Genomic DNA, 14,683 nt, shown 5'->3' with positions numbered 1-14,683 from the left:
CGTCAAGGGGGATGGCATACACTTGTTCCGGTTCTCGTTTACTCACCCGACTCCAAGGAGCTAGTCATGAAGATTCGCTGGATCTGTGCCGTCTTACTGGGCGCGAGCTGCGCCGCCGCCCATGCTGCCGATGTGAAGGTCGCCATGAAGATGGCGACCGAGAAGGGGGAGGGCGCCAGCGTGGGCACCGTCACCATTAGCGAGACCGCCCATGGCCTGGTGTTTACCCCGGCGTTGACCGGGCTGCCCGCCGGCCTGCACGGCTTCCACGTGCATGAAAATGGCAGCTGCGGCCCGAACCAGAAGGATGGCAAGACGGTGGCTGCAGGCGCCGCGGGCGGCCACCTCGATCCGGCCAAGACCGGCAAGCATGGACTGCCGTGGGGCGAAGGCCACCTGGGTGATTTACCGGCCTTGAGCGTCGATGCGAACGGAGCGTCCGCCAATCCGGTGCTGGCGCCACGCCTGAAGCTGGCAGACGTCAAGGGCAAGGCCTTGATGGTGCATGCGGGTGGGGATAATCATGCGGATCATCCGGCGCCGCTGGGTGGTGGGGGTGCGCGGATGGCTTGTGGGGTGATTCAGTAAGTGAAATAAAATTTCAGTAGTGCGCTTTATATGAAATAAAATTTCACTCGTAGGGTGGGCGGCTTCACCCGTCGCGAGGAATACCTCGCACCGCGTGTGCCGCCCGCGCGTTCAACCACGACATGGTTAGACGCGACATCCGTTCATGCGTCGGTTGAACGCGCGGGCGGGAGACCCGCCCACCCTACGAAAGCGAGACGATAGCGATTACTTCGCCGCCGTACGCGCCTTTCCGAACGGATCACCCGCCTTCCACTGCGGCGCCTTCGGCGAATCCGCCACCATGCGGCCCAGGTTCAGCGTGAACTGCGCCTGCTGCACCATGCCCGACAAATCCCAGTTCGGATCGTATTCATCCGACACCTGGTGGTAGCGCGCGCGGTAAGCTTTCTGCTTGGCGTCGCTCGCTTCCACGTCCTTCACCCAGCCGTGACCCGCGCCCACCGAGAATGCCGGCACGCCGGCCTTGGCGAAGCTGAAGTGGTCGCTGCGGAAGTAGCCGCCGGCGAGGTCCGGCTTGCTTGCTGCGATCTGCAGGCCCATGCTCTTGGCGGTGGCTGCTGCCATCGCGCCCAGGTCGGTGCGCTCGCTGCCCGGGGTGCTGACGTCCTTGACCAGGCCGACGAAGTTCAGGCTGTCCAGGTTCAGGTTGGCGACGGTCTTCTCGATCGGCCACAGCGGCTTGGTGGCATAGGCGGCGCTGCCCAGCAGGCCCTGCTCTTCGGCCGCGACCCACAGGAACATCTGGCTGCGCTTGGCCGGGTTGCGCGAGGCTTGCTCCGCCATCGCCAGCAGCGCGGCGGTGCCCGAGGCGTTGTCGACCGCGCCGTTGAAGATGGTGTCGCCCTCGCTACCCTGCTTGCCCATGTGGTCCCAGTGCGCGCTGTACACCACGACTTCGTCCTTGAGCTTTGGGTCGGTGCCCGGCACGACGCCGGCCACGTTGAATTCGTTCAGCGTACGCACTTCGGCACGCGCCTCGCCCTTCACACGCGCATTGAGTACGACCGGCTTGAAGGCCTTGTCTTCGGCCGCGAGGCGCAGCTTGTCGAGGTCCTGGCCGCTGGCGGCGAACAGCTTGCGTGCGGTGGCGTCGGTCATCCAGCCCTGCAGGCCGGTGCCCAGCTTGCCCTCGGCCAGCTGGAAGCGCTCTGCAGAGGCCCAGCTGTTTTGCACCACGCTCCAGCCATACGAGGCCGATGCGTCGGTGTGGATCAGCAGCACGCCGGCGGCGCCCTGGCGCGCGGCTTCTTCGAGTTTATAGGTCCAGCGGCCGTAATAGGTCAGGCCCGCGCCATTGAAGCGCTTTGGCTCCGCTGCGGTCGGCGCCGGGTCGTTCACCATCATGACGATGACCTTGCCCTTGACGTCCACGCCCTTGAAATCGTCCCAGCCTTCTTCCGGCGCGTTGATGCCGTAGCCGACGAAGACCAGCTCCGCGTCGAGCGTGTGGTCCGGCTTGGCATCGCCCGGTCCCCAGACCCAGTCGGAACCGAATTGCAGCGGCAGCGCCTGGCCGCCGGCGATGATGCCCAGATTGCTCTTCTGCGGCAGCGAGCGCACGCCCGCGATCTTCACCGGCTGGCGGAAGCTGCCGTTATTGGCCGGCTGCAGGCCGGCGGCGGCGGCTTGCGTTTCCAGGTAAGTAACGGTCAGTTCGCCACCGCGCTGGCCGGTGCCGCGGCCTTCGACGGCGTCGGACGACAGGAAGGCCAGGTGGGCGCGCAATGGCGCTTCCTTGACGGTCGCAGCTTGTGCGGATTTTGGCGACTTGGCTGCGCCGGCGGCGTGGGCCGGATAGGCCAGCGCCAGGCTGCCCGCGAGGGCGGTGAGGACAACGGAGGAGACGATCTTGTACATGGAATCCTGCTGCGTAAGTTGAAGGGTAAAGCACTGGGTGCGTCGAGCATTGTATGCCAACTGCTCAGTAAAACCGCAGCACGTCCGAGGAGATTGTCATGCCCGTTCCCGGCATCCGCGGCGGCGCGCCGGGCGGCAGCAGGTGGGTCGGCAGGCCGGGCATGCGTTCCTCGACCACGATCGCCAGCAGGTCTTCGGCCTTGGCGTCGACCGTGAAGCGCAGCAGCCCGTCCTCCATCCCGTACAGCGACATCGACCATCCACCTTCGCTCGAGGTCAGCACCCGCCCGTTGACGGTCGAGCGCAGCGGCTTGGTGCCGGCTGCCCACAGCTCGATATGCGGTGCGCGGTTCTTCGAGCGCAGCGTGAATTCAAGCTGCCGCGTGGTTTGCTTCGCGTTGGTCGAGGCCAGGGCTGGATTCTTCAGCAAGAACGCTTCGGGGAAGGCGATGCGGTCTTCGCGCGGCGCGATCGCATACCACTGGCGCGGGCTGTGCCAGCCGAAGACGTCGACATGGATTACCGGCTGCGCCAGGCCAGGGAACAGGGACTTGGACCAGCCGTCGAGCGGCTGCGGCGGCAGCAGCCAGTAAGCGCGCCAGCTGTTCATGTCCTTGAAATAGACCAGGCGGTCCGGTTCCACCATGACGCGTTCCTGCGGCGCCGGGCTGGCGCCGCGCTCGGGCGCAGGCAAGGCCGCGCAACCGGCAAACACCAGCACCAGCGCCGGCCCTGCGACACGCCCGACCGGCACCAGCAGCAGCACGCTCGCGAAGCACAGCATCAGGATGGCGACAACCAGCGCCGGCACATACAGTCCCTGCGGCGCCAGCTCGGTCCAGGCATCAAGCAGGGCTGGCATGAACAGCACCAGCGCGGGAATGAGTCCGGCGGCCACGATCGCGAGGCGGGCCATGGAGCCGGGTGCAGCCTGCAGTGCCGTGAAGGCGCCAAGTGCCGCCACCAGCGGCCACGCGAGCAAATAGGCCACCTCGGGCGCCGCCAGCAATACCCCGACCAGGACTGCGGTGATCCACGCCATGGCACCGAGGAAGACCGGGACGCCGCCGGCCAGCCAGCGCAACACGTAGAGCGCGCCGACGAACAGGCAGCCGCTCATAATCGCGAACACCAGCACCGGCTCATGGCTGGCGGCCTGCGTCAGTGCGATCACTTCCTCGCGCCGCTCCCACAGGCCCATGCGCGCCGCCAGCAGGATCAGCGCGATGCCGAAGAAGCCCTGCACCAGCGGCGCCACCGTGGTGTCGGATTCCGCCAGTGCGCGCCGGTAGCCCCGCACCAGCAGCACGCAACTGAGCACCGCCAGGCCCCAGGACAGGAAGGCCGAATGCCGGACGCTGCCCACCAGCGGCAGGGTGAAATAGCTGTGCGCGTAATGGACGCCGCGTCCCAAGGATGCGTCGCCGAAGTGGCGCGCCAGACGCAGCATGGTGTCGCCCAGTTGCCCCAGCATGGCCGGGTCCAGGCGCTGCGGCGTATCGAGCACGCGCTCGGCATCGAAGCGTTTGCCGGTATTCGCGAACAGCAGGGCAGGGGCATCGATGCCGGCGAGCGGCCCGATACGCAGCGGGTCGGGCAGCAGCCTGGCCAGTCCGGCCACCATCGAAGAACCCTCGACGCCCGGCACTGCCGTGGAAACGCCGCGCAGTACCGCACTTCCGGCGCCCGCAGCATCGACCAGTACCGGCGGCCCGCTGCTCCCCGCGCTGTCGAAGCGCAGGGCCAGGCCCACCTGCCGCGCCCACGGATGCTGTTCGGCGAAGCCTTTCGCGCCCAGTGCACCGACGCTCTCGCCATCGGCAAACAGCAGCACGATGTCGTTCGCTCGCGCAGGGCTTGAACTCAGCACCCGGGCGGTTTCCAGCAGCGCCGCCACCTGCGCGCCCGAACGGGCCGCGCCCAGCGTGGTCTTGCCGGTGTCGTAGTGCGCCGCGAGCAGGAGCGCAGGGCGCTGCATGCTGCCAGGCGCATTTCCCGGGATACGCACGAGGATGTTGTGGACCACACCCAGGGTCACATGCCTGCCGCCCCAGTACTGGATCACCGATTTCTGCACGGTGGTTTTCTGCACCAGCGGCGCCAGGCCCATGCCACGCAACTGGCCCACGATATAGTCGCGCGCCCTGGCGTTGGCGCCGGTCGCGATCGGCCGCGGCTCGCTTGCCAGCACCGCCACGTGGCGCAGCATGCGCTCGAGCTGGGGCGCTCCGGCCGGCGCGGGCAGTGTGGTGGCGGGTGCGATGGCCAGCCAGGCCAGTGCACCCAGGGTCAGGCAGGCGGCCGCCAGCGCGGCCAGGCCAAGGGCACGCGGCGGCGCCCTCAAGGATCCAGCGGTAAGCATCTTCTCTCTCCAGTTATTGGTATTGTTGTCGGTACTGCGGGTGTGTCGGTGTGCGGCCTCCAGGGTCGACGGCGAAACTGCGGGCGAAAAAAAGCCCGCCAGGCTAAAAGCTGGGGCGGGCGAAGAGGGGGAAAACCCGGGAAACCTATTCGAGGGTCCAGACGTAGGCGATCTGCGCCCATCCGGCTTCGGCGACGCCGGCATTCATGGCTGGCTTGAACTGGCACAGGCTCAGGGCATTCACCGCGGCGCGGTCCAGGTCACGCGAGCCGCTCGACTTCTGCACCCGCGAACCCTGCACCCGGCCGTCGGCGCCCACCATCAGCGCCAGCGTCACGGTGCCGGTCTCGCCATTGCGGGCCGCACTCACCGGATACTCCGGCTTGGCGCAACCGTTGGCATCGGCCAGTACGGCGCTGCGCATTTCGCCCGGATTGCTGTTCGAGGCCGGCGGCGCCGGCGGTGCGTCATTCTGCGAAGGCAGTGCCGGTTCCGGCGCCGGATCTGGCTCGGTGCTGGCCTGGACCTGGTCTTCCATTGGCGGAGGTGCCACCTCGACTTCGGTCTTCGGCACCACGATGTCCGGCTTGCTGACTTTCTGCTGCGGCTGCGGTGGTTCCGGCGGTGGTGGAGGCGGGACCTCCGGCTGCATCCAGACGATCTTGTCGTCCAGCAGGGCCGGCAGGCTGATGGTCTTGCTGTTCATCATGTTGACCATGCCCACCGCCACCAGGGCATGCAGGCCGGCGACGAGAGCGAACTTGCCGGCCTTGCCGCCGGGCGCATCATTGATTTGCGAAAAGTGCATGGTGTTCTCCTTTTTTTGTCGCACGGCGACTGGGTCGCAGAACTTTTTACCTCAGGAAAGATATGCATAAGACAGCTTATGGAATCAATATATGCTAGAGCCTAGCAATTAGTAAAGCGAATTCGTAGTAATTTTGATTCCATGTGTAAGAGTGCTGGCGCCAGCCCCCAAGGAAAAGCGGGCACTCGCATCGTGACGCGTTGTATGAAATAATCCTTCTATCACCCGCACCCGTTCCGTCCATTGGCACACATAGCTGCCAGAACTTGGTAAGCGAATGTAAGCGGGCCTCAAGACAGGAGTAAAAGTGGTGTCCGAACAGAAAAACCCGATTCGCGTCATGCTGGCCGACGACCATCCGATCGTCATGACCGGCTTTGCCATGTCGCTGGAAGCGGCAGGCATGCAGGTAGTGGGGCAGGCCAAGACCCCGAGCGAGGCGGTGGCGCTGTATGCGTCGCAGCAGCCCGACGTGGTCATCCTCGACATGCGCTTCGGGACCGAGCTGACCGGCCTCGATGCCGCACAAAGCATCCTGAAGGACGACCCGGGCGCGAAGATCATCTTCCTGAGCCAGTTCGACCAGGACAGCCTGATCAAGGAAACCTACCGCATGGGCGCGCATGCCTTCGTCACGAAAGATTGCGACCCGTCCGACCTGGTGACCGCCGTGCGCCACGCCCACGACGGCAAGCTGTACTTCCTGCCGCAGATCGCTTCGCGCCTGGCCAGCATGGCGGTGCGCGGCGACGTCACACCGCAATCGCAGCTCGATGAGCGCGGGCTCGAGATCTTCAAGCTGATGGCCGAGGGCATGACCAATGCCGAAATCGCCGAGAAGCTCGATTTGTCGACCAAGACCATCAGCAATGTCAGCCAGTCGATCAAGGAGAAGCTGGGCGTGCACCGCCAGGCCAACATCACGCTGCTGGCCGTGAAGCACGGCCTGATCGAACCTTAAGCCGCCGATGCAGCCCTTCCGGTTCCTGCGCACGGCCTGCGCTGCGCTCGCGCTGCTTGCCTGCGCGGCGCAGGCGGCGCCGATGCAGCACGATGCAACGAAGGACGACGAGATCACGGGCTTTCGCTTCCAGATCGTCACCGGCGACGACAGCGAAGTCACGCGCCGCATCGCCGAAGACCTGTACAAGCGCCTGGTGCCCACCTTCGCCGCCTTCCGCACCGAGCTCGGTCAGCGCCGCCGCATGCTCTACGTGGCGATCGGCCCCACCGCCTTGCGCGATGCCGTGGCGCGCCGCTGCGACTGCGTGGTGATCTCGGCCTTCACCTCGAGCCAGGTCTGGCGCGCGGTGACGAAATCCGCACCTGGCCGCGCCGCCTCCATGACCGCCGTGTATGCCGAGCCGGCGCCCGCCGACCAGCTGCGCCTGGCCGCGCTGCTGTACGGACGGCCGGTGCGCGTGGGCGCCATCCTCGGGCGTGACACCGCCTTCCTGCGCCCGACGCTGGAAAACGAGGTCGACGTCCAGCCGCTCGCCCTGGGCGACGACATCAACCATACGCTCAACCGCATGACGCGCTCCGAAGTGCTGCTGGCGCTGCCCGACGGCGACGTCTACAACCCGGAGAACGTGCGCAACATCCTGCTCTCGACCTACCGCCGCAAGCAGGGCGTGATCGGCTTCTCGGCCGACATGGTGAAGGTCGGCGCGCTCGCCACCACCTATTCCGAGATCGAGGACATCAACACCCAGGTGGCCGAGATCGCGGCCAGTTTCGTCGCCACCGGCGAGCTGGCCCCGCCGCAGTTCCCGCGCTATTTTCGCACCCTGGTCAATGAAGGCGTGGCACGCTCGCTCGACGTGCGCGTGACCGATGGCGCGCGCAAGTTTGCGCGTGCGCCGGTGCGTCACGCTGCGCCCTTGCGAGCCCCGTCGGTGGCCCACTCCGCCGGCGCGCCGCTCATTCCGTCGATTGCTCCACTACCGGCCCCCGTGGCGCCCAAGCCATGACGCTGCGCTTCTGGCGCGGCTGGAGCATCGGCCGGCGCATGACCTTCATCACCATGCTGCCGGTGGCCTGCCTGTTCACCTCCTTCGTGTGGTACTCGTGGTATTCGCACCGCTCGCAGGTGGCCGAGGAACTGTCCGAGCGCGGACGGATCCTGGCGCGCGCGCTGGCGGAGACCAGCGAATACAACGTCATCTCGGGCAACCTGTCCGACCTGCGCCTGACCATCAACGGCCTGGTGCAGTCCGACAGCAGCCTGTATCGCATCGAAGTGGTGGGCGTGGACGGCACCCAGGCGGTGCGCGTGGATTCCGAATCGGCCATTGACGCCCAGCCGCATTATTACGAGGCGCCGATCAAGAAGCAGGTGGTGTGGATCAACCTGTTCACCGACAACGGCACGCCCCACGTGTCCGCATCGAGCCTGCTGCGCCCGCCGACGCTCACCACCGAGATCGTCGGCTGGGTGCGGGTGACGATGTCGCCCTCGAACATGATGGCCAAGCAGACCCGCCGCTTCCAGTTTGAGCTCGGCATCGCGGCGCTGGCGCTGGCGGTCAGCGGCATCCTGGCCTGGGTGCTGGCGCGCTCGCTCACGGTGCCGCTGCGCGAAGCCATCGGGGCGCTGAGCCGCATCCGCAACAGCGACTTCCGCGTGCACCTGCCGGTCACCACCGGCGGCGAGATGGGCGAGCTGCAGGCCTCGATCGGCGAGATGGCGCTGGCGCTGGACGAATCCAAGCGCGACCTCGAGAACAAAGTGGCCGAGCGCACCCGCGACCTGCTCGCCTCGCGCAACGAAGCGCTGCGCGCCGACGCCGACAAGCGTAAACTCATCCAGAAAGTAAATTCGATCATCGAGGACGAGCGCAAGAGCATCGCGGTCGAGATCCACGACGAACTCAATGCCTCCCTGATCGCCGCGCGCCTGGAAGCGCAGGCCATCGGCGCCCTTGCGGCCAAGGCCGTGCCCTGTCCAGAGATCGACGAGATCGGACGCAAGTCGCAGGCCATCACCAAGCTGGCGCTCGACCTGTACGCCAACGGCCGCCGCCTGGTGCGGCGCCTGCGCCCCGAAGTGCTCGACATGCTGGGACTGCACGGCGCAGTGGAAGAGATGGTGCGCCACTACGACAGCGGCTCCGGCTGCGGTTTCGAATTCCACGGCGAGGGCGATTTCTCGCGTCTGCCCAACGAACTGGCCATTTCGGCCTACCGCATCGTGCAGGAAGCGCTGTCGAACATCATGAAGCACGCGCAGGCGACATCGGCCCAGGTGCGCCTGGTGCTGGACGAAGGCGCGCAGACGCTGCGCATCGTCGTGGCCGACGACGGCAACGGCTTCGATCCGGCCAGCGCCTCGGAAGGCATCGGCATCATCGGCATGCGCGAGCGCGTGTACGCGGTGCACGGCGTGATGGACGTGCGTTCCAGCCCGGGTGGCGGGACCGTGCTGGCGATCACGCTGCCGCTCACCGCACCGGTTGCCGTGCCGACTACCATTCAGTAACTCCAACACAAAGCAAACCATGTCCAACGAACTGCTGACGCCCTATGAACAGGGCAACCTGAACCAAACCACCACCCTGCGCGACTGCATCGCCTGGTACGAAGACCTCGCGCGCCGCTATCCCGGCGTGCTGCACTTTACCCAAGTGGGCGTGTCCGATGCGGGCGTGCCGATCCACGCGGGCGTGGTAACGAGCGATGGCGTGTTCGACCGCGAAACCATCAAGCGCTCTGGCCGTCCGGTCTTCTTCAACAACAACGGCATCCATCCGGGCGAGCCGGAAGGTGTGGACAGCTGCATGGCGCTGGTGCGCGACTTCTGCACCCAGCCCGAGCGCCTGGCCGCGCTGAAAGACACGGTTTTCCTGTTCGTCCCGCTGTACAACGTGGACGGCAGCCTGAATCGCGCCGACACTTCGCGCGTGAACCAGGACGGCCCCGAGCAGTTCGGCTTCCGCGGCAACAGCCGCCACCTCGACCTGAACCGCGACTTCGTCAAGTGCGACACCCTGACCGCCCGCGTGTTCAACCAGCTGTTCACCGCCTGGGACCCGGACGTGATGGTCGACACCCATACCTCCAACGGCGCCGACTACAGCTACACGATGACGCTGATCCACACGCAGGCGGACAAGCTGGGCGAAGAGCTGGGCGGCTTCCTGCGCTCGACCATGCTGCCGGCCATGTACGCGGGCATGGAAGCGCGCGGCTGGCCGACCTGCCCGTACGTGAACCCGGTCAAGGACAGCCCGGACCACGGCATCGCCGAGTTCCTGGAAACCGCGCGCTTCTCGACCGGCTACGCGGCCCTGCACCACACGATCGGCTTCATGCCCGAGACCCACATGCTCAAGCCGTTCAAGGACCGCTACGAGTCGATGCGTGCGCTGGTCGAGACCGCCCTGGAGTTCACTGTGAAGCACGCCGGCCAGATCCAGGCCCTGCGCCGCGCCGCCAAGCAGCTTGGGCGTACCCGCAGCGAGTGGCCGATCCACTGGGCGATGGACGACACGAATCCGTCGTCGTTCCGCTTCAAGGGCTATGAAGCGAAGTACAAGCCAAGCGTGCTGGGAACCTATGCGCGCCTGTCCTACGACCGTTCGAGCCCGTGGGAACGCGACATCGCCTACTACAACAGCTTCCCGGCCGACATCACCGTGCCGGCGCCGCGCGCCTACATCGTGCCGCAGCAGTGGCGGGAAGCGATCGAACGCCTGCAGTGGAATGGCGTGCGCCTGGAGCGCGTGGAAAGCGACCGCATGCAAGACGTCGACTATTACCACATCGTGTCGGTGACCTCGCGCCCGAACGCCTACGAAGGCCACATGTTCCACGACGACGTGGTGCTGGAACGGCGCCGCGGCCAGGTCCAGCTGCGCGCCGGCGACTTCATCGTGCCGCTCGACCAGGACAATGCGCGCTACGCCGTGGAGACGCTCGAGCCGCAGGCCCACGACAGCTTCTTCCGCTGGGGCTTCTTCAACAGCGTGCTGGAGAAGAAAGAAGCGTATTCGGACTACGTGTTCGAAGACCACGCGGCGGAACTACTGAACGACGAGCCGGCGCTGGCAGCGAAGTTCGAGGAGTGGAAGCGTTCGAATCCGGCGCTGCTGGGCAACCAGGAGGCGGTGCTGGACTTTATCTTTGCGAACTGCGAGCGCTATCGCGAGCCGGAGTGGAGGCGGTATCCGGTGTTCATGATCGGCTGATCTCGCATCGAACGCCGATGCAGCCGGCACTCGTAGGGTGGGCGTAAAACAGTCCACTGGACTGTTTTACCTGCCCACGCGTTCAACCATGGCGTGCATTGCCACAACGCCACCGTGAGTTGAACGCGCGGGCGGGAGACCCGCCCACCCTACGAGCCGCGTCTATTTAGCCTCAGCAATCCACCGATCCACCTTCGCCTCCAGCACCGCCAGCGGCAGCGTGCCTTCCTCCAGCACGACCTTGTGGAACTCCGGAAGGCTGAACTTGCTACCCAACGCATCTTGCGCGCGCTTGCGAAGCTCCATGATCTTCAGCGATCCGATCTTGTAGCCCAGCGCCTGCGCCGGCCACACCATGTAGCGCTCGATCTGGGCGCGTGCCTCGTGCTCCGAATAGCCCAGCGTATCCTGGAAATATTTGATGGCGCGCTGACGGCTCCAGCCCTTCGCATGCAGGCCCGTGTCCACCACCAGGCGCGCTGCGCGCAGCATCTCGTCGTTCAGGTGGCCGAAATAATCTTCCGGCTTGTCGAACAGGCCCATCTCCTTGCCCAGGGTCTCGGCGTAGAGGGCCCAGCCCTCGGTAAAGGCATTGTTGCCGCCGAATTTGCGGAAGTTCGGCAGGCCCAGTTCCTGCACCAGGGCGATGTGGAAGTGGTGGCCCGGCTGGCCTTCGTGCAGGTAGAGCGTGACCATGCCGGTGCTGCCGTACTGTTTCGGGTCGTTCACCACCGACCAGAACACGCCCGGACGCGAACCGTCCACCGCCGGCGGCGTGTAGTGGTCGGATGCAGTCGCGCGCGACAGTTCCGGTTCCAGGCGCAGGTCGAGCGGCGACTTCGGCATCAGGTTGAACAGGCTAGGTAGCTTGGTGCGCACTTTCGCATCGAGCTCGCGGAACACGTCGATCACCTGCTGGTCCGACGTAAACGGCTTGAACTTCGGCTGCTCCGACACCCAGCGCGGCAGGCCGGCGGCCGGGCCGGTATAGCCCATCTTCGGTCCAGTCACGCCGTATTCGCCCTGGATGCGCGCCACTTCCTTCAGGCCGATCTGGTGGATCTGGTCGGGCGTGAGGCTGGTCGTGGTCATGGCCGCGGCGCGCGCCGCGTACCAGGCGGCGCCCTGCGGCAGCGCATTCCAGCCGGCCGTCGTGCGGGTCTTCGGCAGGTAGTCCTTCTCGATGAAGGTCGCCAGGCGTTTCAAGGCTGGATTGAGCTTGTTGGCGATCGCCTTGCGGTAGGCCGTGGTCAGGCTGCGCTTCTCGGCTGCCGAGAAGCTGGCCGGCATGTTCTTGATCGGCGTGTAGAAGATGCTGTCTTCCGGCTTGCTGGCCACCAGCTGCTTGAACTGCGGCAGGCTTGACAGCATCGGCTCGCGCGGCTGCACCACGCCGCGCCGGATCCCTTCGCGCATGTTCACGATCGACTGGTCGATATGCGGCACCAGCTGGTTCAGGCGGCTCAGGTAGGCGCGGTAGTCGCGCGCCGTGGTGAGCGGCTGGGCGCCCTGGCCGCCGGCGTAGTTCGCCAGGATCACCGGCATGCTGACCATCTGGTCGATCGGGATCAGGTGCTCGGGGAAGGGGGCCAGGCGCAGCGCGGTATCGAGCTCGAACTTCAGGATGTCGTGGCTGGTCTGGTCGCGGCTGCCGAGGCGCTCGCGCGGGATCGCGGACAGCCGCTTCAGGTAGCTGCGGTAGAGTGCGAACTGCTGCTGGCGCAGCTTGGGCGAGATCGACAGGCCCAGCTTGTCGTTGAAGCGGCTGTCGCCGTTTTCGGTGGCCCATACCGGCTCGAAACGCGCCAGCGATTCGTAGTATTCGTCGGCCAGGGCGTTGATCTGGCGGCTTTCAACAGTAGCCGCAGCGGAGGCAGGCTTGGGTGGCGTCGTGGGCGCAGCCGTTACGGGCGCGCAGGCCAGCAGCGCGGCCGCAGCGACGGCGCCCAGTGTAAACAATGCTTTCATCTTGGTTCTTCCCGGATCAGTAGCTGGCCAGCGGCGTCAATGCGCCATTCTTGAAGGTGTAGACGGTGACCGCAGTCTTCTTCAGGTTGCCCTTCGGGTCATAGCCGTAGGTGCCGACCACGCCCTGGTAGCTGATCGTGTGCATCGCCGCGCCGACCTTGGCTGCGTCCAGCGAGTTCGCAGTCTTCATGGCTTGCGCGATGAACCTGGTCTGGTCGTAGAACGAGGGCGCGTACACGTCCGGCTCGCGCTTGAACCGGGCCTTGTAGCTGTTGATGAAGGCCGGGCCGCCCGGCTGCCTGGCGACGATCGCGCCGGCCTGGGCGCAGCGCACGTTCTCGCCGACGGCGGGGCCGCCGAGTTTTGCCATCTCGGGGCTGCACAGGGTGTCGCCGCCCAGCAGCGGCACGTTCAGGCCAAGCTGCTTCATCTGGCGCGCCATCGGGGCGGCCTGCGGCGCATAGCCGCCGAAGAACACGGCGTCCACGCGCTTGGCCTTGAGGGCGGTAAGGATGGCGGCGAAGTCGCTGGCCTTGTCGGTGGTGTATTCGTGTCCGGCGACCTTCATGCCGCTGGCCTGCGCCTGGCGCTTGAATTCCATCGCGATGCCCTGGCCGAAGGCGGTGCGGTCGTCGATGACGCCCACGTTCTTGACCTTCAGTTCCTTGGCGGCGTAGGCCGCGACCGAGCCGCCGACCTGGGTGTCGCTGGCGACGATGCGGAATACGGTCGGGTAGCCGGACTGGGTGATTTTGGGATTGGTGCCGACGGTCGACATCAGGATGCCGCTGTCGTTGTACACGCGCGAAGCGGGAATGGCCACGCCCGAGTTGTACGGGCCGAGCACGAACTTGACGCCGGCGTCGGCGAATTTCTGCGCCACGCTCACGCCCTGTTTCGGGTCGCCGCCATCGTCTTCGGACTGCAATTCGAAGCGCAGGGTCTTGCCGCCGACCTGGAGTTTCTGGGCGTTGAGTTCTTCGACGGCGAGGCGCACGCCGTTCTCGTTGTCCTTGCCGGCGAAGGCGTTGGCGCCCGAGAGCGGACCGCTGACACCGATTTTCACGACCTGTTCGGCGGCAGTGGCCGGAACAGCATGAGCGGCAAGCAGCGCGGCCAGCGCCAGCGGCGCCATGTTCATCTTGGTTGGCATTCCCTTGGTCTCCGTAAGAATCTAACGGTCGCCATCATCGCACGATTCAGAGCGCCTAACAAAACCCCATGGCTGCGTTGCATTCGTCTCGCCGTACTAGCGTACTGTCTTCGACAATGCGCCTTGCCCTGGGGCCTTGCAAGACGCTCTGCTTGTTAGTGGAAATCAGGCGGGCAGGCCGTGCGAGATCAGTTCCAGCGGCAGCGCCGTGGTGTTCTTGATCTGCTCCATGGAGAACGCGGAGGACACGCCGGTCAGGCGCGCAGCCTTGATCAGCTTCTTGTAGAAGCGGTCGTAGCCGGCGATGTCGGTGGTGACGACCTTGAGCAGGTAGTCGACGTCGCCGCTCATGCGGTGGAATTCGAGCACTTCCGGCAGCGCGACCACGGCCGCGGCGAAACGTGCCAGCCATTTTTCATCGTGCTCGGTCGTGCGGACGCTGACGAAGACGGTCACCGGCAGGCCGACCTTGTTGCGGTTGACGATGCTGACACGGCTTTCGATATACCCGTCTTCCTCGAGGCGCTTGACGCGCTTCCAGCACGGCGTACTGGACAAACCGACCTTTTCGCTAAGGCCGGAAATCGAGAGGGTAGCGTCTGCCTGCAATGCGGCAAGAATGGCGCAATCAAACTTGTCGAGTGAATTCATTTTCCAAATGAAGATATATGGAGAATAGATATGCCAATAGTACGCAATATTTCAGAAAAATTGGTATATCTTTACCGGGTCAACTCCGTAACATATTCACTAAC

11 protein-coding genes are annotated in these 14,683 nt (G+C 65.5%); 5 read left to right on the top strand and 6 right to left on the bottom strand.

Annotation, left to right across the window (positions count from 1 at the left end):
* Positions 1-66: 66 nt before the first annotated feature.
* Entirely contained in the window at positions 67-588 is a 522-nt protein-coding gene (gene sodC / locus HGB41_RS13750; RefSeq protein WP_171085286.1) for a superoxide dismutase family protein, read from the top strand.
* Between the two features lie 207 nt (positions 589-795).
* Here the strand turns inward: sodC and HGB41_RS13745 are convergent, their stop codons facing one another.
* From HGB41_RS13745 to HGB41_RS13735, 3 genes are all read right to left on the bottom strand, one after another.
* Complete coding sequence (locus tag HGB41_RS13745) at positions 796-2,448, bottom strand: M28 family peptidase (protein WP_171085284.1); 1,653 nt, start codon at positions 2,446-2,448, stop codon at positions 796-798.
* Between the two features lie 64 nt (positions 2,449-2,512).
* A complete protein-coding gene (locus HGB41_RS13740; RefSeq protein ID WP_171085282.1) occupies positions 2,513-4,810 on the bottom strand; it encodes a M28 family peptidase in 2,298 nt (765 codons plus the stop codon).
* Positions 4,811-4,955: 145 nt separating this feature from the next.
* Positions 4,956-5,618 carry an energy transducer TonB gene (locus HGB41_RS13735; protein WP_171085280.1) on the bottom strand — a complete coding sequence of 221 codons (663 nt, stop codon included), beginning with the start codon at positions 5,616-5,618 and terminating at the stop codon, positions 4,956-4,958.
* A 310-nt stretch (positions 5,619-5,928) separates the two neighbouring features.
* Between HGB41_RS13735 and HGB41_RS13730 the strand changes: the two genes are divergently transcribed.
* From HGB41_RS13730 to HGB41_RS13715, 4 genes are read left to right on the top strand one after another with little or no spacing between them, the layout of a single operon-like run.
* The gene (locus HGB41_RS13730) at positions 5,929-6,579 is read left to right on the top strand and encodes a response regulator (protein ID WP_371868519.1); all 651 of its coding nucleotides are present in this window, start codon (positions 5,929-5,931) and stop codon (positions 6,577-6,579) included.
* Positions 6,580-6,586: 7 nt separating this feature from the next.
* On the top strand, positions 6,587-7,591 hold the full coding sequence (locus HGB41_RS13725) for a hypothetical protein (RefSeq protein ID WP_229423021.1): 1,005 nt from the start codon (positions 6,587-6,589) through the stop codon (positions 7,589-7,591).
* Positions 7,588-9,099, top strand: a complete 1,512-nt coding sequence (locus HGB41_RS13720) for a sensor histidine kinase (protein ID WP_171085278.1) — start codon at positions 7,588-7,590, stop codon at positions 9,097-9,099. The genes HGB41_RS13725 and HGB41_RS13720 overlap by 4 nt, the downstream gene beginning before the upstream one ends.
* Positions 9,100-9,118: 19 nt before the next feature.
* Positions 9,119-10,807, top strand: coding sequence for a M14 family zinc carboxypeptidase (locus tag HGB41_RS13715; protein ID WP_171085276.1), 1,689 nt, complete (start codon positions 9,119-9,121; stop codon positions 10,805-10,807).
* Positions 10,808-10,969: 162 nt separating this feature from the next.
* On the opposite strand, the gene HGB41_RS13710 is transcribed toward HGB41_RS13715, so the two are convergent.
* From HGB41_RS13710 to HGB41_RS13700, 3 genes are all read right to left on the bottom strand, one after another.
* Positions 10,970-12,775, bottom strand: a complete 1,806-nt coding sequence (locus HGB41_RS13710; RefSeq protein ID WP_171085273.1) for a DUF885 domain-containing protein — start codon at positions 12,773-12,775, stop codon at positions 10,970-10,972.
* Positions 12,776-12,791: 16 nt separating this feature from the next.
* Positions 12,792-13,928 carry a branched-chain amino acid ABC transporter substrate-binding protein gene (locus HGB41_RS13705; RefSeq protein WP_171085271.1) on the bottom strand — a complete coding sequence of 379 codons (1,137 nt, stop codon included), beginning with the start codon at positions 13,926-13,928 and terminating at the stop codon, positions 12,792-12,794.
* A gap of 165 nt (positions 13,929-14,093) precedes the next feature.
* On the bottom strand, positions 14,094-14,579 hold the full coding sequence (locus HGB41_RS13700; protein ID WP_171085270.1) for an Lrp/AsnC family transcriptional regulator: 486 nt from the start codon (positions 14,577-14,579) through the stop codon (positions 14,094-14,096).
* Between the last annotated feature and the right edge of the window lie 104 nt (positions 14,580-14,683).

The sequence above is a fragment of the Telluria aromaticivorans genome (genome assembly GCF_013003915.1).
Taxonomy (GTDB): Bacteria; Pseudomonadota; Gammaproteobacteria; order Burkholderiales; family Burkholderiaceae_D; genus Telluria; species Telluria aromaticivorans.
Note: the sequence above shows the minus strand (reverse complement) of the source record. Positions and strands in the feature narration are given on the sequence as shown.

Bases quoted from the DNA above. Each gene is read 5' to 3' on its own strand.
- HGB41_RS13740 (WP_171085282.1), bottom strand. From the start codon at position 4,810: ATGCTTACCGCTGGATCCTTGAGGGCGCCGCCGCGTGCCCTTGGCCTG.
- HGB41_RS13705 (WP_171085271.1), bottom strand. From the start codon at position 13,928: ATGCCAACCAAGATGAACATGGCGCCGCTGGCGCTGGCCGCGCTGCTT.
- HGB41_RS13720 (WP_171085278.1), top strand. From the start codon at position 7,588: ATGACGCTGCGCTTCTGGCGCGGCTGGAGCATCGGCCGGCGCATGACC.
- HGB41_RS13710 (WP_171085273.1), bottom strand. From the start codon at position 12,775: ATGAAAGCATTGTTTACACTGGGCGCCGTCGCTGCGGCCGCGCTGCTG.
- HGB41_RS13745 (WP_171085284.1), bottom strand. From the start codon at position 2,448: ATGTACAAGATCGTCTCCTCCGTTGTCCTCACCGCCCTCGCGGGCAGC.
- HGB41_RS13735 (WP_171085280.1), bottom strand. From the start codon at position 5,618: ATGCACTTTTCGCAAATCAATGATGCGCCCGGCGGCAAGGCCGGCAAG.
- HGB41_RS13725 (WP_229423021.1), top strand. From the start codon at position 6,587: ATGCAGCCCTTCCGGTTCCTGCGCACGGCCTGCGCTGCGCTCGCGCTG.
- HGB41_RS13715 (WP_171085276.1), top strand. From the start codon at position 9,119: ATGTCCAACGAACTGCTGACGCCCTATGAACAGGGCAACCTGAACCAA.
- HGB41_RS13700 (WP_171085270.1), bottom strand. From the start codon at position 14,579: ATGAATTCACTCGACAAGTTTGATTGCGCCATTCTTGCCGCATTGCAG.
- sodC (WP_171085286.1), top strand. From the start codon at position 67: ATGAAGATTCGCTGGATCTGTGCCGTCTTACTGGGCGCGAGCTGCGCC.